The following is a 24,912-nucleotide window of genomic DNA, read 5'->3' on the forward strand; positions in this document are numbered from 1 at the left end:
CGGTCAGTCTTCCGCGTAAGGATCGGCGATGCCGAGTTCGGCGAGGATCTCGCGCTCCAGCTGCTCCATGCACTCGGCTTCCTTGTCGTCCTCGTGGTCCCAGCCCAGCAGGTGCAATGCACCGTGCACGGTCATGTGCGCGTAGTGCGCTGCCAGCGGCTTCTTCTGCTCCTTCGCTTCGCGCGCCACGACCGGTGCGCAGATCACCAGGTCGCCGAGCAGGGGCATCTTGACGCCCTTGGGCAACTTGACGCCTTCGGCCATCTCGGCCGGGAAGCTCAGCACGTTGGTCGCGTAGTCGCGACCGCGATAGTGCCGGTTCAGTGCGCGGCCTTCCTTGCTGTCGACGATGCGGATGGCCAGATCCGCTTCGCGGATGCGGCCTTTCAACGCCGCTGCCACCCATTTGCGGAAACTGACCGCCGAAGGGATGCCGGTGCGCGGCAGGGCGTAGTTCACTGAGACTTCGAGGCGGACGGGGCCTTGGGTCATGGCGATCGCGGTCGACGGAGGGGATCAGGCAGGGCCGGTCTCGGCATCCTTGCCATCGCGTGCATCGTAAGCCCGCACGATCTTCGCCACCAGCGGATGACGCACCACGTCGCGGCTGGTGAAGAAGTTGAACGAGATGCCGTCCACGCCGCGCAGGACGTCCAGCGCATCCTTCAGGCCGGACTTCTGGTGCTTGGGCAGGTCGATCTGGGTCAGGTCGCCGGTGACGACGGCGGTGCTGCCGTACCCGATGCGGGTCAGGAACATCTTCATCTGTTCGATGGTGGTGTTCTGCGCTTCGTCGAGGATGACGAAGGCATCGTTGAGCGTGCGGCCGCGCATGTAGGCCAGCGGCGCGATCTCGATGACGTTCTTTTCCAGCAGCTTGACCACCTTCTCCACGCCCAGCATCTCGTACAGCGCGTCGTACAGCGGGCGCAGGTAGGGGTCGACCTTCTGGGTCAGGTCGCCGGGCAGGAAGCCGAGCTTCTCGCCGGCCTCCACTGCCGGGCGCACCAGGATCAGGCGTTGCACGCGCGATTCGTTGAGCGCTTCCACCGCGCTGGCGACGGCCAAGAACGTCTTGCCGGTACCGGCCGGGCCGATGCCGAAATTGATGTCGTGGGTGGCGATGGCGTGCAGGTACTTCGCCTGGTTGGCGCCACGGCCACGCACGGTGCCGCGCTTGACCTTGATGGCCACGTCCTGGGGCAGGTAGTCCTCTTCCGCCACGCGGTCCACGTTGGCGGCGTTGAGCCGCAGGTGGATGGCCTCGCTGTCGAACGTTTCGCTGGCCGCTTCCTCATACAGCGCATGCAGCAGTTTTTCCGTGGCGGCGACGGATTTCTCCGGCCCGGTGACACGGAAGATGGCGCCGCGGTTGGCGATCTCCACGCCCAGGCGCAGTTCGATTTGGCGCAGGTTCGCGTCGAACGGGCCCGCCAGGTTTGCGAGGCGCTCGACGTTCTCGGGTTGCAGGGTGAATTCGTGCTTGCTGGGGGCAGTCATGGGGCGGGGGAATACTCGTGGCAATAGCGGTTAGTGGCGCGTCTGGTCGCTTGCGTCGTCCACCGGCCATTGGTGGAAGACGTAGACCTCGTCATCGACGAGTGCCTGGTCGAAGTGTTCGGCTTCCGGAGCGTCGTGGCGTTCGATCTGCAGGGGCTCGTCTTCCACCGCGATGACCTCCCAGCCCTGCTCGCGGACGAACTCGACGGCGCGGCGCATGGGGTCTGGCGTAAATGCCGGGCGCAGGTAGCAGGTCACGAACGCCCCGCCGGCCTCGACGAAATCGGGACTGTCGGGCAGCGGGCGGGCTTCCAGGGTGAACACCCACAGGCGCGGGCTGTCAGGGGAAATGGCGGCGATTCCTGGCGGACTCAAGGTGGGCAGGCAGGGTAACCCGGCATCAGGGCAGCGGCCACCGCATGCCGCTCGTCGGAGGGGACTTGAAATTTAATTAATTTGAAAATTAAATAAGCCAATGACATCTCCCAAGCACCCCGAACAGAACGCCGACGGCAAGGCTAAGGCGTCATCGAAGAAGGCCGCGTCGCCCCGCAAGCGCAGCCCTGGCCGCCGTCCCACGGCCGAGGTGGCCGATCTGCGCGCCACGCTGCTCGACGCCGCATTGACGTGCTTCGTCAGGAAGGGCATCGCCGCGAGTTCGCTGCGCGACATTGCGACGGAAGCCAGCGTCACCCCCGCGCTGGTGCACTACTACTTCGGCGACAAGGCGCAGCTGCAGCAGGCCGTGGTGGCGGAACGGCTGCTGCCGGTCGTGGCGCAGATGCGCGCGCCCGTCGTGGAAGCGGGCGAGGGTGACGTGGCCGGACTGGTCGCCGGCTTCGTGCACGGCATCGGCGGCGTGGTCGCACAGCACCCCTGGCTGCCGACGTTGTGGGTGCGCGAGATCCTCTGCGAGGGCGGCGCTCTGCGCGACATGATGATCAGCCAGGTCGGTCCGATGCTGCCGAAGATGATGGCCGGCCGCTTCGCCGCCGCGCAGCAGGCCGGACAGCTCAACCCTGACCTGGATCCGCGCCTGCTGATGGTGTCGCTGATCGGGTTGACCATGTTTCCGATGGCCAGCGCACCCATCTGGCGCCAGTTGTTCGGCGCCGATGACATCGACTTCAACGACCTGCGCCGGCACACGCTGGTGCTGCTGGGCCGTGGACTGGAGCTGGACCATGCGAAGTGACCTGCAACGCGCCGCACTGGCGGCCGCGATCCTGATGCTGGCGGCATGCGCCGCCGACACGCCCGAGGCCCTGGGCACCCTGGAATGGGACCGGGTGACGCTGCCGTCGCCGGTGGCGGAAAAGATCGTGCGCATCGACGTGCGCGAAGGACAGCAGGTGGCCGCCGGTGCGCCCCTGCTGCAACTGGAATTGACCCGCACCCAGTCGCAGTTGGTGGCCGCACAGGCGCAGGCCGCGCAGAGCCGCGAGGCGCTGGCGGAACTGCGCGCCGGTCCGCGCAGCGAAGCCATTGCACAGGCGCGCGCCAGCCTGGCCGCTGCGCAGGCGCAGGCCCGCGATGCGGATGCCTACTACGCACGCTTGCAACCGTTGGGTCGCCAGCGTCTGGTCGCCGCCTCCGAGGTGGACCGTGCACGCGCCGCGTCGCAGAGTGCGCAGGCCCAGGTCCGGCTGGGACAGGCCGCGTTGCTGGAGCTGGAGCGCGGCACGCGCACCGAACAGGTGGCGCAGGGCGAGGCCGCCGTCGCGTCGGCCGAAGCGCAGGCCAGTGTGCAGGCGGTGACGCTGGAGAAGCTCAACATCGTGGCGCCGCGCGAGGGCCGCATCGACAGCCTGCCGTACAAGCTTGGCGACCAGGCGCCGGTCGGCGCACCGCTGGCGGTGATGCTGGTGGGCGAGGCGCCCTATGCGCGCGTCTACCTGCCGCAGGCGCTGCGCAACCGGTTGAAGGTTGGCGATACCGTGCAGGTGCGGCTGGACGGCCAGGAGAAGACGTATGCCGGCCGCATGCGCATGATCCGCAGCGAACCGAGCTTCACCCCGTACTTCGCGCTGACTGGCCAGGACGCGGAGCGGTTGAGTTACCTGGCGGAAATCAGCCTGGGCACGGATGCCGCCGGTCTGCCAGTGGGTGCGCCGCTGCAGGTGGTGTCCGATGGCGACCAATGATGCCGGTCTGGCCATCCGCGTCCGCGGACTGACCAAGCGCTTCGGTGCGCTGGTGGCGGTGAACGCCGTCGACCTCGATGTGCCGCGGCGCAATGTCTACGGCTTCCTTGGCCCGAACGGTTCCGGCAAGTCCACCACCATCCGCATGTTGTGCGGCCTGCTGACGCCCAGTGCAGGCGAGATCGACGTGCTGGGCCTGCGCATCCCGGAGCAGGCCGAGCAACTGCGCACGCGCATCGGCTACATGACCCAGAAGTTCTCGCTGTTCGAGGACCTGACAGTGCGCGAGAACCTGGAATTCCTGGCTGCCGTGCAGGACATCCCGCGAGCACGGGCGCGGAAGCGGATCGACGAGCTGGTCGAGCAGTACCACTTCCATGACCGGCAGAAACAACTTGCGGGCACGATGAGCGGGGGGCAGAAGCAGCGTCTTGCATTGGCGGGAGCGGTGATCCACGAGCCGGAACTGCTGTTCCTCGACGAACCGACCAGCGCGGTGGATCCGGAATCGCGCCGCGATTTCTGGGAGAAGCTGTTCGAGCTCGCCGATGCAGGCACTACGCTACTGGTGTCCACGCACTACATGGACGAAGCCGAACGCTGCCATCGAATCGCCATCCTCGACCGGGGCGTGCTGGTCGCCGATGGCACGCCCGATTCGCTGACGGGCGAACTCGCGGGCCGTACCCTGGTGGTGGATGCTGCGCAGCCGCGGAAGGCGAAGGCGGTGCTGCTGGGGATTGCGGGCGTGGTCAGCGTGGCGCAGATCGGCAACGTGCTGCGTGTGTTGCTGGCGGACAACGGCGACGCCGCCGCGCGCGTCGATGCCGCGTTGCGTGCGGCGGGCATCGAAGCGGGCGTGTCTGCATCGCAGGCCAACCTGGAGGACGTCTTCGTCTCCGCCACGCGCGCGCAGCCGGCTCGCGAGGAGGCCGCATGAAACTCCGTCGCCTGATGGCGGTGATGGTCAAGGAACTGCGGCAGATGCGCCGCGACCGCATCACGCTGGCGATGATCGTCGGTATCCCGGTCATGCAGTTGCTGCTGTTCGGCTACGCCATCAATACCAACCTGCGCGACCTGTCCGCCGGCTTTGCCGACCAGGCGCGGACGTCCGCCTCGCGTGCGCTGGTGATGGACATCGTCGCCACCGGCGTGGTCAGCCCGGCCCTGGAAGTCGCCACGCCGCAGGAACTGGTCGATGCCATGCGCCGGGGCGAGATCAGCATCGGCGTGGTCATCCCGCCCGACTACGAGCGCCGCCGCGCCGAGGGGCGTGAGGCGGTGCAGATCCTCGTCGATGGCAGCGACAACGCAGTGCAGAGCGCGGCCGCGCAGCTGGCGCAGATGCCTCTCGATGGCGTCAGCAGCGGGTCGCTCGCGACGCGGGCGATCAGCGTGACGGGCTTCTACAACCCGCAGCGTCGATCGGCGGTGAACATCGTGCCCGGCCTGATCGGGGTGATCCTGACCATGACCATGGTGCTGTTCACGGCCGTGGCCATCGTGCGCGAACGCGAGCGCGGCAACATGGAGCTGCTGATCGCCACGCCGGTCAGCAGCGCCGAGCTGATGATCGGCAAGGTGCTGCCGTACGTGGCCATCGGCCTGGTGCAGACCACGGTGGTGCTGGCGCTGGGCATGTGGCTGTTCGACGTGCCGTTGGGTGGAAGCCTGCTGCATGCGTACCTTGCGGCGTGCCTGTTGATCGTGGCGAACCTGGCGCTGGGCCTGCTGATCTCCACGGGCGCGCAGTCGCAGTTCCAGGCCATGCAGATGACGTTCTTCATCTTCCTGCCGTCGATTCTGCTGTCCGGCTTCATGTTCCCCTTTGCCGGCATGCCGAAGGTCGTGCAGTGGATCGCCGAAGCCTTGCCGCTGACGCACTTCCTGCGCCTGATCCGCGGCGTGATGCTGCGCGGCGCGGGGCTGTCCGAACTGTGGCCCGACGTGCTGGCGCTGCTGGGGTTCACCTTGGTGATGATGACGGCGGCGATCCTGCGGTTCCGCAAGCGGCTGGACTGATAGGCTGGCGCTTCTTCCGGGATGGCGGGGCAGAAGATGGACGAAGCAGCGATCGGCGCGGCGGTGGACGCCATGTACGCGATGATCTCGGGCCCGGCGGGTCCGCGCGACTGGTCGACACAGGATGCGGTCTTCCATCCCGACTGCCGGCAGATCCGTACCGGCGTGGATGCGCAGGGAAAGCCCTGGCGCCTGTCGTTCTCGCTGGCGGAGTACCGGGCCAACGCCGATGAGCTGCTGGCGAAGGTGGATTTCTTCGAGGTCGAGACCGCGCGGGAAATCCGCGTGTTCGGCAACATCGCCCATGTCTGGAGCGCCTACGAGGCACGCCACGCCCCGGGCGACGCCGTGCCCGAGCGACGCGGGATCAACAGCATCCAGCTCTACAAGGGCGAGCAGGGCTGGAAGATCATCCACATGATCTGGGACAACGAGCGCGAAGGCGTGCCGTTGCCCGCTGTCGGCTGAGGTGCGACGTCAGTCGGTGCCCGTGACGCGTCCGCGCAGCGAGTTGGCCAGCGCCTCGGTGATCGTTACATCGACGAACTGCCCGATCAGGCGCGGATGGCCGGGGAAGTTCACCGAGCGCATGTTCTCGGTCTTGCCGGTCAGCTCGTTCGGATTCTTCTTCGACGGGCCCTCCACCAGCACCGGTTGCACCGTGCCCACCATGCGCTGCGAGATCCCCGCGGCGTAGGCGTTGATCTGCTGCTGCAGGCGGTCCAGGCGCGCGTGCTTCACGGCGTCGGGCGTGTCGTCTTCCAAGTCCGCGGCCGGCGTGCCCGGGCGGCGCGAGTAGATGAAGGAGAAGCTTTGGTCGAAGCCCACGTCCTCGATCAGCTTCATCGTCTTCTCGAAATCCGCATCGGTCTCGCCGGGGAAGCCGACGATGAAGTCCGAGCTGATCGAGATGTCCGGCCGCACCGCGCGCAGCTTGCGGATCTTCTGCTTGAACTCGAGCGCGGTGTAGCCGCGCTTCATCGCCGAGAGGATGCGGTCGCTGCCCGCCTGCACCGGCAGGTGCAGGAAGTTGGCCAGCTGCGGCACGTCGCGATAGGCGTCCACCAGCGAGTCGCTGAATTCCAGCGGGTGCGAGGTGGTGAAGCGGATGCGGCCGATGCCGTCGATCTCGGCGATCGTGCGGATCAACAAGCCGAGGTCGGCGACCTCGCCATCGCCATAAGGACCACGATACGCGTTGACGTTCTGGCCGAGCAGATTGATCTCGCGCACGCCCTGCGCGGCCAGCTGGGCCACTTCCACCAGTACATCCTCGAACGGCCGGCTGACCTCGGTGCCGCGGGTGTAGGGCACCACGCAGAACGAGCAGTACTTCGAGCAGCCTTCCATGATCGACACGAACGCCGAGGGGCCCTCGGCGCGCGGCTCGGGCAGGCGGTCGAACTTCTCGATCTCGGGGAAGCTGATGTCGACCTGCGGCCTGTTCTGCTCGCGGCGGGCGCGGATCAGTTCCGGCAGACGGTGCAGGGTCTGCGGCCCGAAGACCAGGTCCACGTACGGTGCGCGCTTGACGATGGCTTCGCCTTCCTGCGAGGCCACGCACCCGCCCACGCCGATGATGACGTCACGGCCACCGGCCTTGAGTGCCTTCCACCGGCCGAGCTGGCTGAAGACCTTCTCCTGCGCTTTCTCGCGAATGGAGCAGGTGTTGACCAGCACCACGTCGGCTTCTTCGGGGTTGTCGGTCAGCTCCAGGCCGTCGGACGCGGCGAGCACGTCGGCCATCTTGGCCGAGTCGTACTCGTTCATCTGGCACCCGTGGGTCTTGATGAAGAGTTTTCCGCGCACGACGTCCGGGCTGCGGGGCTTCGCCAGCGGCAACGGAACGAGGGCGGGGTCGGTCACGGCAGGGGCGGCCGTGGTCGGCAGTGCGGGGGCTTGCGTCCCGGTCATGGCGCTTAATCCAGTCGGGTGGGCGGGCAGGGGGCGCGTAGTTTACGCGCTGCGCGACGGCCGGTCCCCGTCCCCGCTGGCGTTGATAGCGGGTAACAGCCCGGCATGAAGGGGCCGGCGTCCGGCAGTCGGAACTCCGACCGGCCGCACAGATTGGAGGAAACCTTTGTTGGACAAGGACTTGGCAATCACCCGGGAATTCGGGACACTGCGCGGCATGAGGGGGACTCTGACGCTTCTGGCCGCACTGGCCGCGTTGACCGCACTGCCGGCCAGCGCGGGCACGCTGTACAAGTGCACCGGCAATGACGGTGTGCCGAACTACGTCAGCAAGCGCGTCAGTGGCGCAAGCTGCGAAGTGGTCAGCCGCTACACGCCCGACCGCAACCGGCCGACGCAGGTCTCCGCCGTGTCACGGCCCGCAGCCGCCACACCGGCGGTGGGAGCGGCCAGCTCGCCCGCCCTGTCCGATTCGGCCAGCGCCATCGTCCCGGCAGTTGTGCCAGCCGCGTCCGTCCCCGCGCCGGCCACCGGTCCGCGCCGCGTGGTCAGCGGGCAGGTCTACTCCTACATCAAGGACGGCGTGCGTCACTACACGAGTACGCGCCCGCGCGGCGGCACCCAGGTCGCCAGCCTGCGCACCATCAAGTACAGCTACATCGAGACCTGCTTCGCCTGCGGGAATCCGAGCGTCGACTTCGGACGGCTGCGACTGAACACGTCCGCCTACCAGGCCGAGATCGCCGCCGCGTCGCGCGAATTCGGCGTGGAGGAATCCATCCTGCGCGCGATCATGCACGCGGAATCGTCCTACAACCCGATGGCGCTGTCGCATGCCGGCGCGCAGGGCCTGATGCAGCTGATGCCGGCCACGGCGCGCCGGTTCGGCGTCACCGATTCCTACAACGCCGCGCAGAACATCCGCGGTGGCGCGCAGTACCTGTCCTGGTTGCTGAAGCGCTTCAACGGCAACCTGACCCTGGCCGCCGCAGGCTACAACGCCGGCGAAGGTGCAGTGGACCGCCACGGGGGCGTTCCGCCGTACAAGGAAACCCAGCGCTACGTGCAGCGCGTGGCCGTCTTGGCCGACCGCTACCGGCAGGCGGTTGCCGCGCGCTGAAACAGCTCGCGGCGACGCCGGACGTGCCGCAAGGCCTTGATTTCACGGCGCCCGTTGTCGGCCCATTAAGCCATCCGTTACACTTCGCCGTCTTTATGCGGCCCGCACCGGCGTTTCGGGTGCGGCCTTGGCAGCCTTTTTAGCTACCTGATTGTTTTGCGGAGTGCCGGATGGCCATCGATGGGGTCAATGGGCCTGTGAATACGGGCCGACGCCGGTTCCTGACTGCGACCACCGCTGTGGTGGGTGCAGTGGGTGCCGGTATTGCAGCTGTACCTTTTATCAAGTCGTGGAATCCGAGCGCCCGGGCCAAGCTGGCCGGTGCCCCGGTGACCGCCGACCTGACCGGTCTGCAGGAAGGCCAGCGCCTGATCCTGGAATGGCGCGGCCAGCCGATCTGGATCGTCAAGCGCTCGAAGGCGATCCTGGATGCGCTGCCGACCCTGGACGCGAACCTGCGCGACCCGCAGTCGCAGAACCTCGATCAGCAGCCGTCGTACATCAAGGGCGAGACGCGTTCGCTGAAGCCGGAGATCTCCGTGCTGGTCGGCCTGTGCACGCACTTGGGCTGCTCGCCGGAAATGGCGGCCGAGATCAAGCCCGAGCCGTACGATCCGGACTGGAAGGGCGGCTACTTCTGCCCTTGCCACAAGTCGCGCTTTGACATGGCCGGCCGGGTGTTCCAGGGCGTGCCGGCCCCCACCAACCTGGTGGTGCCGCCGCATTACTACGAGAACGACACGACCATCGTCGTCGGCCTCGACCCGCAGGGGGGCGCATAAGCCATGGCGAACATCATTACCCGTACCGCTGATGGCGTGATGGACTGGTTCAACGCGCGCGCCCCGGGCTTCATGCCCGTGTACCGCAAGCACATGAGCGAGTACTACGCGCCCAAGAACTTCAACATCTGGTACATCTTCGGCGTGCTGTCGATCGTGGTGCTGGTCAACCAGATCCTGACCGGCATCTTCCTGACGATGCACTTCAAGCCGAGCGCGGCGGAAGCCTTCGCCTCGGTCGAATACATCATGCGCGACGTGGAGTGGGGCTGGCTGATCCGCTACATGCACAGCACCGGCGCCTCGCTGTTCTTCATCGTCGTCTACATCCACATGTTCCGCGGCCTGATGTACGGCTCGTACCAGAAGCCGCGCGAGCTGGTGTGGATCCTCGGCATGCTGATCTACTTGGTGCTGATGGCCGAAGCCTTCCTCGGCTACGTGCTGCCGTGGGGCCAGATGTCGTTCTGGGGTGCGAAGGTCATCATCTCGCTGTTCGGCGCCATCCCGGTGATCGGCAATGGCCTGACCGAGTGGATCATGGGCGACTACCTGCCCAGCGACGCCACGCTGAACCGCTTCTTCGCGCTGCACGTCATCGCGCTGCCGCTGGTGCTGCTGCTGCTGGTGGTGCTGCACATCTTCGCGCTGCATGAAGTCGGCTCGAACAACCCGGATGGCGTGGAGATCAAGAAGGGCCCGAAGGGCAACCGCTGGTCGCCGACCGCCCCGGCCGACGGCGTGCCGTTCCACCCGTACTACACGGTGAAGGACGGTTTCTATGTCGGTGGCTTCCTGATCCTTGCGGCGTTCATCGTGTTCTTCGCCCCCGCCATGGGCGGCTGGTTCCTCGAACACGACAACTTCTCCGAAGCCAACAGGCTGGTGACGCCGGAGCACATCAAGCCGGTGTGGTACTACACGCCGTACTACGCCATGTTGCGCGTGGTGCCGCACAAGCTCAGCGGCGTGCTGGTGATGTTCGGCGCCATCGCGATCCTGTTCCTGGTGCCGTGGCTGGACCGCGCCAAGGTCAAGTCCTATCGCTACCGCGGCCTGCTGTCCAAGGTGCTGCTGGGCGTGTTCGCCATCTGCTTCGTCTGGCTGGGCAAGATCGGTGCCGGCCCGGGTACGGATCCGGTGGAAACCATCATCGGCCGTTTCCTGACCGCCTTCTACTTCCTGTTCTTCCTGACCATGCCGATCTGGACCAAGATCGACAAGACCAAGCCAGTGCCCGAGCGGGTGACGACGCATGACTAAGACTTTCGCCTCTCGCCTAGCTGTCTTCGCCAGCGGGTTGCTGATTTCGTTCTCCGTGTTCGCCGCAGGCGGCGGCGACAAGCTGCAGGCCGGCAACGACCTGAGCGATCGCGCCTCCCTGCAGCGCGGTGCGCAGCTGTACATGAACTACTGCGCGGGCTGCCACTCGCTGAAGTACATGCGCTATTCGCGCATGGCCGAGGATCTCGGGCTGACCGAAGACGAGGTGATGAAGAACCTCAACTTCACCGGCGCGAAGTTCGGCGAGCAGATCCAGGTGTCGATGCCGCATGACCCGGCCACGAAATGGTTCGGCAAGATGCCGCCGGACCTGAGCGTGATCTCGCGCGTGCGTGGCAGCGACTGGATCTACACGTACCTCAAGTCGTTCTACCTCGACGAGTCGCGTCCGCTGGGCTGGAACAACAAGCTGTTCCCGAACGCGTCCATGCCCAATCCGCTGTGGGAGCTGCAGGGCCTGCAGCATGCGGAGTTCGGCCAGCCCGACGCGGCCACCGGCGAACGCCATGTGGAAAGCCTCAAGGTGACGCAGGCCGGTCGCCAGAACGCGCAGCAGTTCGACCAGACCGCGCGCGACATCACCAACTTCCTGGAGTATGTCGGCGAGCCGGCAGCCCTCAAGCGCCAGAGCATCGGTGTGTGGGTGATCCTGTTCCTGGCGGCGCTGACGTTCCTGGCCTACCTGCTGAAGCAGGAGTACTGGAAGGACGTCCACTAAGGACCGTCGCGCATCCACTGCAGCGGTGCAGGGCTTCCGTGCCCGCACCGCAGGCGAAATCGGCCGGGCCTGGGGTTGCTTGGCTTTTTTCGGCAGGGATTGCACACTCAGGGACCGTGGCGACCGTCAGCAAGGGGCTGGCGGCGTCGGTGCGATCGGCGGATTCCGATCGTCGGAGAGCCGTGAATGGCTGCGAGTCCACGTATGCGCAATACACTGACGCTGTTTTCTTCCACCGATGACGTGCTCTGCCACCGCGTGCGGCTGGTACTCGCCGCCAAGGGCGTCAGTTACGACCTCGTGCCGGTGGATCCGCAGAATCCGCCCGAAGACCTCATCGACCTGAATCCCTACCATTCCGTGCCCACCCTGGTGGAGCGCGACCTGGTGTTGTACGCCGCGTCCGTGGTCAGCGAGTACCTCGACGAACGTTATCCCCATCCGCCGCTGATGCCGGTGGATCCGCTGTCGCGCGCACGCCTGCGGCTGGCCATGCTGCGCATCGAGCACGACTGGGTGCCCCAGGTCCAGGCCATCCAGCTGGGCAACAAGCAGCAGGTCGAAGCGGGCCGCAAGCGCCTGAAGGAATTGCTGACCGCCTCGGTACCGCTGTTCAAGGCGAGCAAGTTCTTCCTCAACCCCGAAATGAGCCTGGCCGACTGTGCGATGGCCCCGATCATCTGGCGCCTGCCTTCGCTCGATGTGCCGCTGCCGAAGGACGGCAAGGCCATTGAGGACTATGGCAACCGCATCTTCCGCCACCCCGGTTTCCTGCGCAGCCTGACGGATGCGGAGAGGAAGCTGCGCGAGATCCCGGCTTAGCCGGCATCCGAGCAAGGCTTGGTTTGCAGGCATTGCAGGACAGCCCAGCGACCGGCAGCCGAGACGCGAAATGACTGATGCCACGCCCCGCATGACCAGCCATCGCCCGTACCTGTTGCGGGCGCTGAACGAATGGATCGCCGACAACGGCATGACGCCGCATCTGCTGGTGGACGCCACGCAGGCGGGCGTCCAGGTGCCCGTCAGCGCGGTGAAGGAAGGCAAGGTGGTGTTGAACATCGCCGAGCGTGCGGTGGTGCGGCTGTTGATCGACAACGAGGCGGTCAGCTTCACTGCGCGGTTCGGCGGAGTCAGCCAGGCCGTGTACGTGCCGGTCAGTGCCGTGCTGGCGATCTACTCACGCGAAACCGGGCAGGGCATGGCGTTGCCGGACGACGTGGCACACGATCCCGATGCGGGTGGTGGTGACGATGACCAGCCACCCTCTCCGGACACACCACCCGATGACGATGCACCGCCGCCTGCGGGCAAGCGCCCGCCGTTCCTGCGCGTGGTGAAATAGGTCTGTGTCCGCGCTTCCGCGCGGACCTGTCGACAGACCCGGGTAGCGGACTCAGTGCAGATCGAGCGGCGTGACGGCGCGCGCGACCGGCCCGACGAACGAGACCAGTTGGCCCTTGCGCAGCACCAGCCGCCCCACGTGGCGATCGATGCCGTCGTGGGAATACTCGAAGCGGAAGCTGCGCTCGAAGCCCAGCCAGCCATCTTCGCCGCGCCGCAGGCGTAGTCCGCTCGCATGCACGCTCTGGTCAAGCCAGATGACCCCGGCTGCCAGGCAGGCATTCCGGCCAAGCGCGCCAGCACGCTCCGCCGCCGCGCGCGCCGCATTCCAGTAGGCGAACGCAGCCGCCGCAGCGATCAGCCATAACAGGGCGCTCAGCGGCGACATGCGCTGCTCATGGCGCCGGACCGAGTTTCATCGACAGGTCGATGGCGCGGACATGCTTGGTCAGTCCGCCGATCGAAACGAAATCCATACCATCTTCCGCAATGGCGCGTAGCGTGCCCAGATCGACCCCGCCGGAGACCTCGAGAGGAATGCGGCCGGAATACGGTGCGGACTTCGCGCGACGGACCGCTTCGCGTCGCGTCTCCGCATCGAAGTCGTCGATGAGGATTCGCTCACAGCCTTCAGCCAGCGCTTCATCGAGCTGGGCCAATGTCTCCACCTCGACGATGAGCGGCAGCGACGGCTGCAGATGGCGCGCTGCGCGGATCGCCGCAGTGAGCGATCCCGCCGCGCGGACATGGTTCTCCTTCAGCATCACGGCGTCGTACAGGCCCATGCGATGGTTCCGGCCGCCACCACAGCGGACCGCATATTTCTGCGCCAGCCGCAGGCCGGGCAAGGTCTTGCGCGTATCCAGGATCGTGCAGCCGGTGCCACGCACGACATCGACGTACGCGGCCGTCACCGTGGCCGTTCCCGTCAGCGTCTGCAGGAAATTGAGCGCGGAACGCTCCGCCGTCACGAGCGCGCGCGCGCGCCCCTCCAGCGTGGCCAACACGGTGCCGGCCGGGACCCGGTCACCGTCCTGGAAACGCCAGTCGATCCGTACGTCCGGATCGAGCGCACGGTGGCAGGCATCGAACCACGGCTGTCCGGCGATGACGGCCTCCTCCTTGCAGAGCAGGTAGGCGATGTCGGCCACGTCCGGCAGCAATGACGCCGTGGCGTCGCCGCTGCCCACGTCTTCGGCCAGCGCGCGCGCCACGTCCTCGGCGATCGCGTCGGTGGAGGGGGGCACAGGGCGCATGCTCATCGGCCGGCGAATTCGCCCACCTGCGCCGTGGCGATCGCTTCTTCTGCGAGCAGCACGGGTATGCCGTCCTCCACGCGGTAGACGGTCTTGCGGTCATGCGTGACCAGCGCCTCGCGCAGGGGTTCGGCCTGCACGGTATCGTCGGCGCGCTTGACCTGGCCCGCACTGATCGCGCGGTTGAGCGCCTCCAGGCCGCGGGCATCAAGCACGGCCAGTGGCTGGCGGGTGGTGGGGCAGCAGAGGAGGTCGAGCAGTTTGCGATCCATCGGGATGGGGACTCGATCAGCGGTTCGGTCAGAAGGGTAGAATACGTCTTTGCGACCGAGGACGGCCATGACCGCCAGCGTTTCCAGCCCCGTGGTGGGCATCGTGATGGGTTCCCGCTCCGACTGGGACACCATGCAGCATGCCGCGCAGAAGCTGGATGCGTTGGGCGTTCCCTACGAGGTGAAAGTGGTGTCGGCGCACCGCACGCCGGACGTGCTCTTCTCGTACGCGGACGCTGCCGCGTCACGCGGGCTGCGCGCGATCATCGCGGGCGCGGGGGGCGCCGCGCACCTGCCCGGCATGTTGGCGGCGAAGACGGCGGTGCCGGTGCTCGGCGTGCCAGTGCAGTCGAAGGCGCTCAACGGCATGGATTCGCTTCTGTCCATCGTGCAGATGCCGGCGGGTATTCCGGTGGCGACGTTCGCGATCGGCAATGCAGGTGCCGCCAATGCGGGCCTCTTCGCTGCCGCCCTGCTGGCTTCCGACTATCCGGCCATCGGTGCCGCGCTCGCCGCCTTCCGTGCACGCCAGACCGAGGATGTGATGGCGCACGACGATCCCCGCCAGCCGCTATGACCACGGTCGGCATCCTGGGCGGCGGGCAACTCGCGCGCATGCTCGCACTGTCCGGCGCGCCGCTGGGCCTGCGCTTCCTGGTAATGGATACGGCGGCCGATGCGTGCGCCGGCCAGTTCGCTCCGCTGCTCGTCGGCGACTACCGCGACGAAGCCGCGCTGGCCGAGTTCGCGTCGAAAGTCGACGTGGCCACCTTCGATTTCGAGAATGTGCCGGCGGAAAGCGCCGAGTGGCTCGCGCATCGCGTCCCGGTGTTCCCGAATCCGCGCGCGCTCGCTGTCGCGCAGGATCGCCTGGTCGAGAAGACGCTGTTCCGCGAACTCGGCATTCCGGTCGGTGCCTTCGCGAACATCGAAACGCGCGCGCAGTTGCAGGCCGGGGTCGAGCAACTGGGCGGTGCCTGCATCCTCAAGACGCGTCGCCTGGGCTACGACGGCAAGGGCCAGTTCCGCATCAGGTCGGTGGCGGACGTCGACGCGGCCTGGCAGGCGCTCGGTGCGCAGGCTGCGACCGTCGGCCTGATCGTGGAGGCGTTCATCCCGTTCGAGAGGGAGCTGTCGGTGATCGCCGTACGCAGCCGTGACGGTGAGTTCCGTACGTGGCCGATGACCGAGAACTGGCATGTCGATGGCGTGCTGTCGGCCAGTCTGGCGCCTGCGAGCGTCGACGCAGCGCTGGCAGGCGCCGCGTGCGCCCATGCGCGGCACCTGGCCGAGTCGCTCGACTACGTCGGCGTGTTCGCGCTCGAGCTGTTCTATCGCGACGGAGAACTGTTGGCCAACGAAATGGCGCCGCGCGTACACAACTCGGGGCACTGGACGATCGAAGGCGCTGAAACCTCGCAGTTCCAGAATCACCTGCGTGCGGTACTCGGCTTGCCGCTTGGCGACACGCGGGCGCTCGGCCATGCCTGCATGCTCAACTGGATCGGTGAAATGCCGGCGTCGGGCGCGGTCCTGCAGGAGGCAGGCGGGCATTGGCACGATTACGGCAAGGAGCCGCGGGCCGGGCGCAAGGTCGGCCATGCCACGTTGCGTGCCGACGATGCCGCCCTCCTGGCCGAAGCGTTGCGTCGCGTGGGTTCGGCGCTGGGGCGCGAAGCGCAGGTGGCGCCTGTGGTGGGGCGCCTGTCCGCCTGACCTTGCGGTTCCTGCAGGGATGGAAACGAAAACGGCCGGGTCTCCCCGGCCGTTTCTGCTTTGAAGCGGAGCCTGTGGATCAGCGCAGGTTGCCGGCCACGAAGTCCCAGTTCACCAGCGCCCAGAACGACTCGACGTACTTCGGGCGCGCGTTGCGGTAGTCGATGTAATAGGCGTGCTCCCACACGTCGATGGTCAGCAGCGGCTTGTCTTCACCGGTCAGCGGGGTGGCGGCGTTGGACGTGCTGGCCAAGGCCAGTGAACCGTCCGGACGCTGCACCAGCCAGCCCCAACCGGAACCGAAGGTGCCGATGGCGGTCTTGGTGAACTCTTCCTTGAACTTGGCGAAGTCGCCGAAGGTCTTGTTGATCAGCTCGGCCAGCTTGCCGGTCGGCTCGCCGCCACCGTTGGGCTTCAGGCAGTTCCAGTAGAACGTGTGGTTCCACACCTGCGCGGCGTTGTTGAACATGCCGCCCTGCGACTTGCGCACGATCTCTTCCAGCGATGCGTCGGCGAACTCGGTGCCTTCGATCAGCTTGTTGAGGTTGTCCACATAGGTCTTGTGGTGCTTGCCGTAGTGGAAGTCGATCGTCTCGCCGGAGATGTGCGGTTCCAGCGCGGTGCGGTCGTAGGGCAGGGGGGGAAGTTCGATGGCCATGGCTCGGTTCCTTACGCTAGGCGGGTAAAAAGGGTGTGCGGGCACCGTCGGGGCGATGCGAGGGCTTACACTATGCAATCCGCGGGCGAAGCCGGCGGAACGGACCGAAAGTGTACCCGACGGTGGTTGCCAAGCCGTCAAGGAAGGAGAAATCAGCATGCCGGTGATGGAACGCATCCAGGCCGAAGTGGATGGCCACCCGATCGTCCTTTTCATGAAGGGCACGCCGCAGTTCCCGATGTGCGGCTTCTCCAGCCGTGCGGTACACGCGTTGCGCGAAGCGGGCGCGGAGCATGTCTACACCATCAACGTGCTGGAAGAGCCCGAGATCCGCGCCAACCTGCCGCGCTTCTCCAACTGGCCGACGTTTCCCCAGCTTTTCATCAATGGCGAACTGATCGGCGGTTGCGACATCACGCTGGAACTGCACGAATCCGGCGAACTGCAGCGGATCGTGGCCGAGGCGCTGTCGCAGTGAGCCTGGTCGGGTTGCCCAAGCGTGCACCGCGCGCCCTGGACCAGCGTGTGGTGCTGGTCAGTGGCGCGCATGGCGGGCTGGGCAGTGCGGCGGCGGTCGCCTGTGCCGAAGCGGGCGCCACGGTGGTGTTGCTGGGCCGCAAGGTTCCGAAGTTGAACCGGATCTACGACGCCGTGTCGCAGGTGGGCGCGGAACCCCTGTTGTATCCGCTCGACCTGGAAGGCGCGACGCCCGACGATTACGCCGAACTCGCCGACCGCCTGCACGCCGAGCTGGGTCGTCTGGACGGCGTGCTGCATTGCGCCGCCGAGTTCAAGGGGCTGACGCCGCTGGAACATACCGACCCCGCCGCGTTCGCGCGCGTCGTACACGTCAACCTGACCGCGCCCTGGTGGCTGTCGCAGGCCTGCCTGCCCCTGCTGAAGCAGTCGGACGACGCGGCGCTGGTTTTCAGCGTCGACGATCTCGCACGGGTGGGCCAGGCGTACTGGGGCGCGTATGGCGTGGCCCAGCATGGGCTGACATCGCTCGTCGGCATGCTGCACGCCGAACTCGCCAGCAGCAGCGTGCGTGTCGCCGCACTGCAGCCGGGGCCGATGCGGACCGCATTGCGCTCTCGCGCCTATGCCGACGACAACGACGCACAAGCCCGGGACGCCGCCGATTACGCGGCGGCCTGTGTCACCCTGCTGTCATCTGCGGGCGCGACGCACAGGGGGCAGATATGGAAGGTGCGGGCATGACCGTCCTGTCGGCGGCCCTGCTGCTGTTCCTGATCCTGGATCCGCTGGGCAACATTCCGGTGTTCCTCAGTGTGCTCAAGCCGTTGCCGCCGCGTCGCCAGCGCATCGTGGTGGTGCGCGAGTTGCTGATCGCGTTGGTCGTGCTGATGCTGTTCCTGTGGGGCGGCAAGTACGCGCTGGAAATGATGCACCTGCGCCAGGAATCGGTCGCCATCGCCGGCGGTATCGTCCTGTTCCTGATCGGCGTACGGATGATCTTCCCCCGGCCCGAGGGCCTGATGGGCGAACTGCCAGGGGGCGAACCCTTCATCGTCCCGCTGGCGATCCCGCTGGTCGCCGGCCCCTCCGGCATGGCCGCCGTCATGCTGATGGGCAGCAACGACCCGTCGCGGCTCGGCGACTGGAGCCTGGCGCTCCTGCTGGCCTGGGGCGCCACCGCCGCGATCCTGTTCTCGGCGACGGTACTCTACAAGTGGCTGGGAAGAAGCGTCTTGACCGCGATCGAGCGGCTAATGGGCATGCTTCTGGTCGCCATTTCCGTGCAAATGGTCCTGGATGGCATCGGCACCTACCTGAAGCTGACCCCGCCCAACATCTGACATTTCCGGCGCTCCGGCCCACCCAGGGAAGGGCCCGGCGGCGACCGTCCGCCCCTGGCTGCATGCTCGTGCTGCAGCGCGGAACATTGTCATGCCGCGGTCACAAAATGGTCCTATCGTGTTAACCTGTTATTAACCTCCGCGAACGCCGCGTGGGCCATGGGAACCCCTAGCACGCCCTTCAGAACCGACCCACCGGGTGGTTCCGCACGTCTCGTCAGCCAGCTTCGCCACATCACTCCCGTACCGAGGTTTATCCGATGAACCAATCCCGTCGTCTTCGCCTGTCCAAGCTCAGCCTTGGCCTCGTCGTCGCACTCGCCGCCGCGCCTGCCTTCGCGCAGAGCACCTCGGCTGGCGTGGGCGGCCTGGTCACCGACAATGGCGGCCAGCCCGTCGTCGGCGCCGAGGTGACCATCACCCACGTCGAATCCGGCACGGTCAGCCGCGCCACCACCGATGCCAGCGGTCGCTACAACGCGCGCGGCCTGCGCGTGGGCGGTCCTTACCAGGTGACGATCACCAAGTCGGGCTCGGGTACCAAGACCGAGGACAACGTCTTCCTCACGCTGAACCAGGTGAACACCGTCAACGCGGCGCTGACCGGCGACCTGACGACCCTGGAGACCGTAACGGCCGTGGGCTTCACCGGCGGCTCGGAAGTGTTCAGCGCCACCAAGATGGGTTCGGGCACCAGCGTTGACCGCGTCACCATCGAGAACCTGCCGTCGGTCAATGGCAACATCCAGGACTACATGCGCCTCGACCCGCGCGTGACCTTCAGCGACCGCGCTTCCGGCAGCATCACCGCCGGTGGCATGAACCCGCGTTTCAACAAGATCACCATCGACGGCGTGTCGGCCAGCGACACCTTCGGCTTGGAAGGCAACAACATGCCGACCCAGCGCCAGCCGGTCTCGATGGAAGCCATCGAAGCCATCGACATCAATCTGTCGAACTACGACGTGACGATGTCCGGCGCTGCCGGTGCCAACGTCAACGCGGTGACCAAGTCGGGTACCAACGAATTCCATGGTTCGGTGTATGGCACGTACCGTGACGGCGACTGGTTCGGCGACTATCCGGGGCGCGTCGCCGGCAGCACGGCAGTCAATGTCACTGGCATGCCGTTCGACGAATACGACGACGAGTCGACCTGGGGTGTGACCCTTGGCGGCCCGATCATCAAGGACAAGCTGTTCTTCTTCGCCAATTATGAGAAGTTCAAGCAGACCAACATCGGCCCGGCCGGCAAGAGCCAGGGCACCAACCCGCTGGCCACCGGCAATGCCGACTTCACTGCCGCAGACTTGGCCGAAGTGCAGCGCATCGCACTCGACGAGTGGGGTTTCGACGCCGGTGGCCTTACCGGCGGCGGCGACACCGAGTTGGAAGAGTATGCGCTGAAGCTGGACTGGAACATCAGCGACGCCCATCGCGCCAGCCTCCGTTACAGCAAGCTTGAGCAGAATCGCGTGCGACCGGAAGCCTCGACGGCCAGCGTTCTGGCGCTGAGCTCGAACTGGTTCAACCATGCCAAGACCGTGGAGAGTTACGTCGGCCAGCTGTTCAGCGACTGGTCCGACACATTCTCGACCGAACTCAAGGTGTCATATCGCGACTACTCGGCGATCCGCATCAGTCCGACGAACGCACCGACCATCCAGGTCTACTTCGACGACGGCGTTGCCCAGAATGGAAACGACAGCCCGATCGGCAGCAACAGCAATAGCTTCGCTGGCCTGGACGCCATCCGCTTGGGCACCGAGCGCAGCTCGCCCGGCAATGCCTTGATGACCGAGACGTGGAACTACTTCGGTTCGGGTACCTGGACTGTCGGCGACCACGACATCAAGTTCGGCGCCGAGTACAGCGAGAGTGAAATCTACAACTTCTTCCTGCAGGATTCGTGGGGCAATTACAGCTTCTATGTCCCACGGCCTCTCGTTAACGGCGTGCGGGTGTCCGATTTCAGCAACCTGCTGCGCGGCCAGTACTTCGACTACGACCTGCAGACGAATCCGGCCAATCCGGACGCCATCGCCGCGCGCTACAAGAACAAGAGCCTCGGTTTCTTCGTCCAGGATACGTGGTACGTCACGCCGAACCTGACGCTGACCCTCGGCCTGCGTGCAGACAAGCCCAGTGCCAGCCCCAACCCGCCGTTCAACGAGTGCTTCGCCGCCGCCCCGGGCACGGCGAACGCTGCCTGCGGCACTGGCTACACCGGCGGCTTCGGCATTGCCAACAACAACACCTACAACGGCGACTACATCATCCAGCCGCGCTTCGGCTTCAACTACACCTTCGACAGCGAGCGCTCCATGCAGCTGCGTGGTGGCGTGGGTCTGTTCCAGGGTGACGCGCCGAATGTGTGGGTGGGCAACGCCTACAGCAGCACGGGCATGAACTACGTCTCGTACCAGAACCTCAGCGCTTGGCAGACCGTGCCCTTCAGTGCCGATGGCCTGAACCAGAACGTGCCGACCACGCCCGGTGCGGGCGTGCGTAACGTCAACGCCATCAGCGATGACTTTGAACTTCCGTCGGTATGGAAGGCCAATCTGGCGATCGACGTCGAGACGCCGTGGAATGGCATCGTCGCATCGGCCGAACTGTTGTTGACCGACGTTAAAAATGGCCTGTTCTACCGCAGCCTCAACGTCGGTCCCGGCTACCTCGGTCCGGACGGTCGCGTGCTGTACTGGAACCCGAACAGCCCGCGTCCGTTCGGTAACACCAGCTCGTGCCAGAACAATAGCAACCCCTGCAACGCGCCCAACACGACCATCACCAATGGTGCACGCTACAACCGCAACGCCTACTTCGGTGATGTCTTCCTGCTGGAGAACACCAACAAGGGCAAGGGTCAGCAGCTGACCGTCTCGTTGACCAAGCCGTTCTCGACCGAAAGCGACTGGTCCTGGAGCTTGGGTTACACCCGCACCAACGCCGAGGAAGTGTCGGCGCTGACCAGCTCCACCGCAGGTTCGGGCTACGGCTCGCAGCTGGGCGTCAACATCAACGAGCCGACCAGCTCGACCGCGCGTTACGAGATCAAGGATCGTTTCAGCGGCTCGTTGAACTGGACACACAAGTTCTTCGGCGACTACGCCACCCAGGTGGGCTTGGTCTACGAAGGCCGCAGCGGCCGTCCGTTCAGCTACATCTTCTCGGGCGACGCGAACGGCGACAACCGCACGTTCAACGACCTGTTCTACGTGCCGAACGGCACGGGCAACGACGTCAAGTTCGGTACGCTTACCCCGACCGGCGGGTTTGTTGCCAACGCTGCGATGGAGCAGGCCTTCTGGACGTGGCTGGAACAGCAGGACGGCCTGAGCCGCTACAAGGGCACCTACGCGCCCGAGAACGGCTTCACCTCCGGCTGGGTCAACACGTTCGACATCCGCATCAGCCAGGAACTGCCTGGCTTCATGAAAGGCCACAAGTCCAAGATCTGGCTGGACATCCAGAATGTCGGCAACCTGATCAACAAGGACTGGGGCCATGTCCTCGACTACGGCTTCAATGCCAACAACGCCGTGGCGACGCTGCAGGGCATCCACAACGGCCAGTACGTGTACGGCTACCGCTCGGGCACGGAGTTCGGCCAGGCGACTGCGTACGGCATGCCGACCAACGCCGACGGCCAGACCAACGGCATCTCGCAGTGGTCGCTGCAGGTGGGTCTGAAGTACGAGTTCTGATCCGCAGCGACATTGCGGAACGCAACACGAACGGCCGGGGCAACCCGGCCGTTTTCTTTTGGGCGGGCTCCTCAGGCCCCGGGGACTGCGCTAAAGTCCCGCCTCTGACGAACGAAGACAGGAACAACCCATGAGTGAAACGGCATCGAGGGCGTTGCCGGTGCAGGACGCGCGGATCTACCCGCGCGGTGGCCTGGACGTGCTTTCCCGCGCCGAAGTGGCGCGCCTGCGTGACGCCTCGTCCGGCGGCATGCATGAACTGCTGCGCCGCTGCGCGCTGGCCGTGCTGACCAGTGGCAGCGCGTCAGACGATCCGCGCGCCGCGCGCGATCTGTATCCGGACTTCGATATCCAGGTACTGCAGCAGGACCGCGGCGTCCGCATCGATCTGATCAACGCGCCTTCGATGGCCTTCGTTGACGGCGAAATCATCCGTGGCGTGGCCGAGCTGCTGTTCGCGGTCGTGCGCGACCTGGCGTATACCGCGATCGAACTGGGCCCGGAGTATGCGGCCGATCTGGAATCTTCCGCCGGCATCACCAACGCGGTGTTCGGCCTGCTGCGCAACGCGCGGATCCTGAAGCCGAGCGATCCCAACCTGGTGGTCTGCTGGGGTGGCCATTCGATCTCGCGCGACGAGTACCTCTACACCAAGCAGGTCGGCTACGAGCTGGGCCTGCGCGGGCTGGATATCTGCACGGGCTGCGGTCCCGGTGCGATGAAGGGGCCGATGAAGGGCGCGACCATCGCGCATGCGAAGCAGCGTCGCGCCAAGACGCGCTACATCGGTGTGACCGAGCCGGGCATCATCGCCGCCGAGTCGCCCAACCCGATCGTCAACCATCTGGTCATCATGCCGGACATCGAGAAGCGCCTGGAGGCCTTCGTTCGCATCGGCCACGGCATCATCGTGTTCCCCGGCGGCGTCGGTACGGCCGAAGAGATCCTGTACCTGCTCGGCATCCTGCTGCACCCGGATAACGCGCACCTGCCGTTCCCGCTGATCCTGACCGGCCCGACCATCGCCGCACCGTACTTCGAGCAGATCGACCGCTTCATCCGTCTGACGTTGGGCGATGAGGCCGCCGAGCGCTACGAGATCATCATCGGCGACCCCGTGGCCGTCGCGAAGAAGATGATCGCGGGCGTCCGACGCGTGCGCGAGTACCGGATCGAGCACAAGGATTCGTTCTTCTTCAACTGGGCCATCCAGATCCCCGAGGACTACCAGCAGCCCTTCGTCCCGTCGCATGAAGCGATGGCAGCGCTGCAACTGCGGCCGGGACGCGCCGTGCACGACCTGGCCGCCGACCTCCGCCGCGCCTTCTCCGGCATCGTGGCCGGCAACGTGAAGGAAGATGGCATGCGCCGGATCGAAGAATTCGGCCCGTTCGAGATCCACGGCGATGCCGCGATGATGCAGGCGCTGGATGCCCTGCTGCGCGCTTTCGTGGAGCAACGGCGCATGAAGATCGCGGGCGAGTACAAGCCCTGCTATCGCGTGGTGACCTGAGGTCCGGGACTGCTAGTGGCTGATGCGTCGTACGGCATGCGGATGGTCGCCAGGTAGCGGCCATCCGTTGTCTTGATGCTGACGCCGCCCAGGCCCTGGGTCAGGGCGTGGATGCGGGCACGCACCGAACTGAGTCCTACCTGGTGGCCCGTCGCGACCCGCACGGAATCGGAAGGCAGGGTGTTGGCCACCGATACCAGAAGCTCCGTTGGCCCCACTTCAACCCGGATGCTCACTTCTCCGCCGCCCGTGGAGGGCTCGATGCCGTGCCGGATGGCGTTCTCCGCGAGGGGCTGGACCGACAGGGTCGGAACCCTGACGTCGGGCAGGGTGTCGGGAAGTTCCCACGTCAGGCGCAGTCGATCACCCAGCCGTAGCTGCTCGATCTCCAGATAGCGACGCGCGAGCGACAGTTCCTCGGCAAGGGGAATCGTGTCCCGCGTCGAGAGCGCGGCCCGGAACAGGTCCGAAAGATCCAGCAGCAACCGTTCGGCGGTGTCGGGCTTTGCGTGCAGCAGCGAGATGCCGGTGTTGAGGGTATTGAACAGGAAATGCGGCCGGATGCGGGCTTGCAGGGCCTGGAGCTTGGAGTGTTCGGCATTGACGGCGAGTTGCTTGGCCCGCCACTGGGCCTGGAAGGCTCCCAGGCCAAGCAGACCCACGATCAGGGAAATAGCAGTGACCTGAAGTGAGAAGCGCATCCAGCCCTCATCGGGAACCAGCGCGAGTCCTCGCAGCGCCAGCCAGCCAGCCCCCAACACGATCCACGTACTCAGCAGCAGCGCGCCGAGTCCGATCTGTGCCACGACGGGTGGTCGCATCCCGGCCAGCCTGGCACGGAGCATGTACAGGAGCCCCAACGATGCAAGCGCGATCCACTGGATGACAAGCGACGCCACGCCGAAATAGGTCAGGCGATCTGCCTCCAAGCCCGGGGCCGCAGTCAGCACCGCAGCCAGTGCTTCGCCCGTCAGCAGAATCCAGATCAGGGTCCTGGCCTGCCACAGGGTGTCGAGGGGGCTGAGGAGGGCGGGGGAACGGGGCGGCATTGGCGCGCTCGGTCGGCGGTATGTCCGTACCATGATGCCGCAAGGTGCTGGATGGTTCGCGCATGCCCTGCCTTTCGGGGCCCGAAT

At 66.0% G+C, this 24,912-nt stretch carries 27 protein-coding genes; 18 read left to right on the top strand and 9 right to left on the bottom strand.

Annotated features, from left to right (window positions below):
• Positions 1 to 3 precede the first annotated feature (3 nt).
• The 3 genes from ybeY to IB223_RS04490 are packed head-to-tail and all read right to left on the bottom strand — an operon-like array spanning position 4 to position 1,875.
• Positions 4 to 492, bottom strand: a complete 489-nt coding sequence (gene ybeY, locus IB223_RS04480; RefSeq protein ID WP_192200446.1) for an rRNA maturation RNase YbeY — start codon at positions 490 to 492, stop codon at positions 4 to 6.
• A gap of 24 nt (positions 493 to 516) precedes the next feature.
• A complete protein-coding gene (locus IB223_RS04485; protein WP_192200448.1) occupies positions 517 to 1,500 on the bottom strand; it encodes a PhoH family protein in 984 nt (327 codons plus the stop codon).
• Positions 1,501 to 1,530: 30 nt separating this feature from the next.
• Positions 1,531 to 1,875, bottom strand: a complete 345-nt coding sequence (locus IB223_RS04490; RefSeq protein ID WP_192200449.1) for a hypothetical protein — start codon at positions 1,873 to 1,875, stop codon at positions 1,531 to 1,533.
• Positions 1,876 to 1,975: 100 nt separating this feature from the next.
• Between IB223_RS04490 and IB223_RS04495 the strand changes: the two genes are divergently transcribed.
• The 5 genes from IB223_RS04495 to IB223_RS04515 are packed head-to-tail and all read left to right on the top strand — an operon-like array spanning position 1,976 to position 6,137.
• Positions 1,976 to 2,695, top strand: coding sequence for a TetR/AcrR family transcriptional regulator (locus tag IB223_RS04495; RefSeq protein ID WP_192200451.1), 720 nt, complete (start codon positions 1,976 to 1,978; stop codon positions 2,693 to 2,695).
• Positions 2,685 to 3,644 (top strand): HlyD family efflux transporter periplasmic adaptor subunit, encoded by a 960-nt coding sequence (locus IB223_RS04500; RefSeq protein ID WP_192200452.1) that lies wholly within the window; start codon positions 2,685 to 2,687, stop codon positions 3,642 to 3,644. Before IB223_RS04495 ends, IB223_RS04500 begins: the two co-directional genes overlap by 11 nt.
• 13 nt (positions 3,645 to 3,657) lie before the next feature.
• Positions 3,658 to 4,584: an ABC transporter ATP-binding protein gene (locus IB223_RS04505; RefSeq protein WP_343227166.1), complete on the top strand. Its 927-nt coding sequence runs from the start codon at positions 3,658 to 3,660 to the stop codon at positions 4,582 to 4,584.
• Positions 4,581 to 5,669, top strand: coding sequence for an ABC transporter permease (locus IB223_RS04510; protein ID WP_192200455.1), 1,089 nt, complete (start codon positions 4,581 to 4,583; stop codon positions 5,667 to 5,669). Before IB223_RS04505 ends, IB223_RS04510 begins: the two co-directional genes overlap by 4 nt.
• Positions 5,670 to 5,705: 36 nt before the next feature.
• Positions 5,706 to 6,137: a nuclear transport factor 2 family protein gene (locus tag IB223_RS04515; RefSeq protein ID WP_192200456.1), complete on the top strand. Its 432-nt coding sequence runs from the start codon at positions 5,706 to 5,708 to the stop codon at positions 6,135 to 6,137.
• A gap of 9 nt (positions 6,138 to 6,146) precedes the next feature.
• Here the strand turns inward: IB223_RS04515 and miaB are convergent, their stop codons facing one another.
• Entirely contained in the window at positions 6,147 to 7,583 is a 1,437-nt protein-coding gene (gene miaB / locus IB223_RS04520) for a tRNA (N6-isopentenyl adenosine(37)-C2)-methylthiotransferase MiaB (protein WP_192200458.1), read from the bottom strand.
• 208 nt (positions 7,584 to 7,791) lie between these two features.
• Between miaB and IB223_RS04525 the strand changes: the two genes are divergently transcribed.
• The 6 genes from IB223_RS04525 to IB223_RS04550 all read left to right on the top strand — a co-directional run bounded on the left by IB223_RS04525 (position 7,792) and on the right by IB223_RS04550 (position 12,832).
• Positions 7,792 to 8,703, top strand: coding sequence for a lytic transglycosylase domain-containing protein (locus IB223_RS04525; RefSeq protein WP_192201247.1), 912 nt, complete (start codon positions 7,792 to 7,794; stop codon positions 8,701 to 8,703).
• A 170-nt stretch (positions 8,704 to 8,873) separates the two neighbouring features.
• The gene (gene petA / locus IB223_RS04530) at positions 8,874 to 9,485 is read left to right on the top strand and encodes a ubiquinol-cytochrome c reductase iron-sulfur subunit (protein WP_142123691.1); all 612 of its coding nucleotides are present in this window, start codon (positions 8,874 to 8,876) and stop codon (positions 9,483 to 9,485) included.
• 3 nt (positions 9,486 to 9,488) lie between these two features.
• Positions 9,489 to 10,748, top strand: coding sequence for a cytochrome bc complex cytochrome b subunit (locus tag IB223_RS04535; protein ID WP_192200459.1), 1,260 nt, complete (start codon positions 9,489 to 9,491; stop codon positions 10,746 to 10,748).
• Positions 10,741 to 11,487: a cytochrome c1 gene (locus IB223_RS04540; RefSeq protein WP_192200461.1), complete on the top strand. Its 747-nt coding sequence runs from the start codon at positions 10,741 to 10,743 to the stop codon at positions 11,485 to 11,487. The genes IB223_RS04535 and IB223_RS04540 overlap by 8 nt, the downstream gene beginning before the upstream one ends.
• Before the next feature lie 186 nt (positions 11,488 to 11,673).
• Positions 11,674 to 12,309, top strand: a complete 636-nt coding sequence (locus tag IB223_RS04545; RefSeq protein WP_142123694.1) for a glutathione S-transferase N-terminal domain-containing protein — start codon at positions 11,674 to 11,676, stop codon at positions 12,307 to 12,309.
• Between the two features lie 70 nt (positions 12,310 to 12,379).
• On the top strand, positions 12,380 to 12,832 hold the full coding sequence (locus tag IB223_RS04550) for a ClpXP protease specificity-enhancing factor (RefSeq protein ID WP_142123695.1): 453 nt from the start codon (positions 12,380 to 12,382) through the stop codon (positions 12,830 to 12,832).
• A gap of 51 nt (positions 12,833 to 12,883) precedes the next feature.
• Here the strand turns inward: IB223_RS04550 and IB223_RS04555 are convergent, their stop codons facing one another.
• Genes IB223_RS04555 through IB223_RS04565 form a run of 3 tightly spaced genes read right to left on the bottom strand, consistent with a single transcriptional unit; the run spans position 12,884 to position 14,359 of the window.
• A complete protein-coding gene (locus tag IB223_RS04555) occupies positions 12,884 to 13,219 on the bottom strand; it encodes a DUF3301 domain-containing protein (RefSeq protein WP_192200462.1) in 336 nt (111 codons plus the stop codon).
• Positions 13,220 to 13,226: 7 nt separating this feature from the next.
• A complete protein-coding gene (nadC, locus tag IB223_RS04560) occupies positions 13,227 to 14,093 on the bottom strand; it encodes a carboxylating nicotinate-nucleotide diphosphorylase (RefSeq protein ID WP_192200464.1) in 867 nt (288 codons plus the stop codon).
• Positions 14,090 to 14,359 carry a Trm112 family protein gene (locus tag IB223_RS04565; protein ID WP_192200466.1) on the bottom strand — a complete coding sequence of 90 codons (270 nt, stop codon included), beginning with the start codon at positions 14,357 to 14,359 and terminating at the stop codon, positions 14,090 to 14,092. The genes nadC and IB223_RS04565 overlap by 4 nt, the downstream gene beginning before the upstream one ends.
• A 67-nt stretch (positions 14,360 to 14,426) precedes the next feature.
• Here IB223_RS04565 and purE point away from each other — a divergent pair, with 67 nt between their 5' ends.
• Together purE and IB223_RS04575 are read left to right on the top strand one after the other, a co-directional pair.
• Positions 14,427 to 14,936 carry a 5-(carboxyamino)imidazole ribonucleotide mutase gene (purE, locus tag IB223_RS04570; protein ID WP_192200468.1) on the top strand — a complete coding sequence of 170 codons (510 nt, stop codon included), beginning with the start codon at positions 14,427 to 14,429 and terminating at the stop codon, positions 14,934 to 14,936.
• Positions 14,933 to 16,075 carry a 5-(carboxyamino)imidazole ribonucleotide synthase gene (locus IB223_RS04575; protein WP_192200470.1) on the top strand — a complete coding sequence of 381 codons (1,143 nt, stop codon included), beginning with the start codon at positions 14,933 to 14,935 and terminating at the stop codon, positions 16,073 to 16,075. The genes purE and IB223_RS04575 overlap by 4 nt, the downstream gene beginning before the upstream one ends.
• A 79-nt stretch (positions 16,076 to 16,154) precedes the next feature.
• Here the strand turns inward: IB223_RS04575 and IB223_RS04580 are convergent, their stop codons facing one another.
• Positions 16,155 to 16,733 carry a Fe-Mn family superoxide dismutase gene (locus IB223_RS04580; RefSeq protein ID WP_093300497.1) on the bottom strand — a complete coding sequence of 193 codons (579 nt, stop codon included), beginning with the start codon at positions 16,731 to 16,733 and terminating at the stop codon, positions 16,155 to 16,157.
• A 157-nt stretch (positions 16,734 to 16,890) separates the two neighbouring features.
• Between IB223_RS04580 and grxD the strand changes: the two genes are divergently transcribed.
• The 5 genes from grxD to ppnN all read left to right on the top strand — a co-directional run bounded on the left by grxD (position 16,891) and on the right by ppnN (position 23,776).
• Positions 16,891 to 17,211 (top strand): Grx4 family monothiol glutaredoxin, encoded by a 321-nt coding sequence (gene grxD, locus IB223_RS04585; protein WP_142123702.1) that lies wholly within the window; start codon positions 16,891 to 16,893, stop codon positions 17,209 to 17,211.
• On the top strand, positions 17,208 to 17,954 hold the full coding sequence (locus tag IB223_RS04590; RefSeq protein ID WP_192200475.1) for an SDR family NAD(P)-dependent oxidoreductase: 747 nt from the start codon (positions 17,208 to 17,210) through the stop codon (positions 17,952 to 17,954). The genes grxD and IB223_RS04590 overlap by 4 nt, the downstream gene beginning before the upstream one ends.
• Positions 17,951 to 18,553 carry a YhgN family NAAT transporter gene (locus tag IB223_RS04595; RefSeq protein WP_142123704.1) on the top strand — a complete coding sequence of 201 codons (603 nt, stop codon included), beginning with the start codon at positions 17,951 to 17,953 and terminating at the stop codon, positions 18,551 to 18,553. The genes IB223_RS04590 and IB223_RS04595 overlap by 4 nt, the downstream gene beginning before the upstream one ends.
• Before the next feature lie 260 nt (positions 18,554 to 18,813).
• A complete protein-coding gene (locus IB223_RS04600; protein WP_192200477.1) occupies positions 18,814 to 22,263 on the top strand; it encodes a TonB-dependent receptor in 3,450 nt (1,149 codons plus the stop codon).
• Positions 22,264 to 22,393: 130 nt separating this feature from the next.
• Positions 22,394 to 23,776: a nucleotide 5'-monophosphate nucleosidase PpnN gene (ppnN, locus tag IB223_RS04605; RefSeq protein ID WP_192200478.1), complete on the top strand. Its 1,383-nt coding sequence runs from the start codon at positions 22,394 to 22,396 to the stop codon at positions 23,774 to 23,776.
• Here ppnN and IB223_RS04610 read toward each other — a convergent pair.
• Positions 23,758 to 24,825 (bottom strand): histidine kinase, encoded by a 1,068-nt coding sequence (locus IB223_RS04610; protein WP_192200479.1) that lies wholly within the window; start codon positions 24,823 to 24,825, stop codon positions 23,758 to 23,760. The two genes, ppnN and IB223_RS04610, sit on opposite strands and share 19 nt — an antisense overlap.
• Positions 24,826 to 24,912 lie beyond the last annotated feature (87 nt).

Source organism: Pseudoxanthomonas sp. PXM03 (genome assembly GCF_014852005.1).
Taxonomy (GTDB): Bacteria; Pseudomonadota; Gammaproteobacteria; order Xanthomonadales; family Xanthomonadaceae; genus Pseudoxanthomonas_A.

Bases quoted from the DNA above. Each gene is read 5' to 3' on its own strand.
- ybeY (WP_192200446.1), bottom strand. From the start codon at position 492: ATGACCCAAGGCCCCGTCCGCCTCGAAGTCTCAGTGAACTACGCCCTG.
- IB223_RS04485 (WP_192200448.1), bottom strand. From the start codon at position 1,500: ATGACTGCCCCCAGCAAGCACGAATTCACCCTGCAACCCGAGAACGTC.
- IB223_RS04495 (WP_192200451.1), top strand. From the start codon at position 1,976: ATGACATCTCCCAAGCACCCCGAACAGAACGCCGACGGCAAGGCTAAG.
- IB223_RS04500 (WP_192200452.1), top strand. From the start codon at position 2,685: ATGCGAAGTGACCTGCAACGCGCCGCACTGGCGGCCGCGATCCTGATG.
- IB223_RS04510 (WP_192200455.1), top strand. From the start codon at position 4,581: ATGAAACTCCGTCGCCTGATGGCGGTGATGGTCAAGGAACTGCGGCAG.
- IB223_RS04515 (WP_192200456.1), top strand. From the start codon at position 5,706: ATGGACGAAGCAGCGATCGGCGCGGCGGTGGACGCCATGTACGCGATG.
- miaB (WP_192200458.1), bottom strand. From the start codon at position 7,583: ATGACCGGGACGCAAGCCCCCGCACTGCCGACCACGGCCGCCCCTGCC.
- petA (WP_142123691.1), top strand. From the start codon at position 8,874: ATGGCCATCGATGGGGTCAATGGGCCTGTGAATACGGGCCGACGCCGG.
- IB223_RS04535 (WP_192200459.1), top strand. From the start codon at position 9,489: ATGGCGAACATCATTACCCGTACCGCTGATGGCGTGATGGACTGGTTC.
- IB223_RS04540 (WP_192200461.1), top strand. From the start codon at position 10,741: ATGACTAAGACTTTCGCCTCTCGCCTAGCTGTCTTCGCCAGCGGGTTG.
- IB223_RS04545 (WP_142123694.1), top strand. From the start codon at position 11,674: ATGGCTGCGAGTCCACGTATGCGCAATACACTGACGCTGTTTTCTTCC.
- IB223_RS04550 (WP_142123695.1), top strand. From the start codon at position 12,380: ATGACTGATGCCACGCCCCGCATGACCAGCCATCGCCCGTACCTGTTG.
- IB223_RS04555 (WP_192200462.1), bottom strand. From the start codon at position 13,219: ATGTCGCCGCTGAGCGCCCTGTTATGGCTGATCGCTGCGGCGGCTGCG.
- nadC (WP_192200464.1), bottom strand. From the start codon at position 14,093: ATGAGCATGCGCCCTGTGCCCCCCTCCACCGACGCGATCGCCGAGGAC.
- IB223_RS04565 (WP_192200466.1), bottom strand. From the start codon at position 14,359: ATGGATCGCAAACTGCTCGACCTCCTCTGCTGCCCCACCACCCGCCAG.
- purE (WP_192200468.1), top strand. From the start codon at position 14,427: ATGACCGCCAGCGTTTCCAGCCCCGTGGTGGGCATCGTGATGGGTTCC.
- IB223_RS04575 (WP_192200470.1), top strand. From the start codon at position 14,933: ATGACCACGGTCGGCATCCTGGGCGGCGGGCAACTCGCGCGCATGCTC.
- IB223_RS04580 (WP_093300497.1), bottom strand. From the start codon at position 16,733: ATGGCCATCGAACTTCCCCCCCTGCCCTACGACCGCACCGCGCTGGAA.
- grxD (WP_142123702.1), top strand. From the start codon at position 16,891: ATGCCGGTGATGGAACGCATCCAGGCCGAAGTGGATGGCCACCCGATC.
- IB223_RS04595 (WP_142123704.1), top strand. From the start codon at position 17,951: ATGACCGTCCTGTCGGCGGCCCTGCTGCTGTTCCTGATCCTGGATCCG.
- IB223_RS04600 (WP_192200477.1), top strand. From the start codon at position 18,814: ATGAACCAATCCCGTCGTCTTCGCCTGTCCAAGCTCAGCCTTGGCCTC.
- ppnN (WP_192200478.1), top strand. From the start codon at position 22,394: ATGAGTGAAACGGCATCGAGGGCGTTGCCGGTGCAGGACGCGCGGATC.
- IB223_RS04610 (WP_192200479.1), bottom strand. From the start codon at position 24,825: ATGCCGCCCCGTTCCCCCGCCCTCCTCAGCCCCCTCGACACCCTGTGG.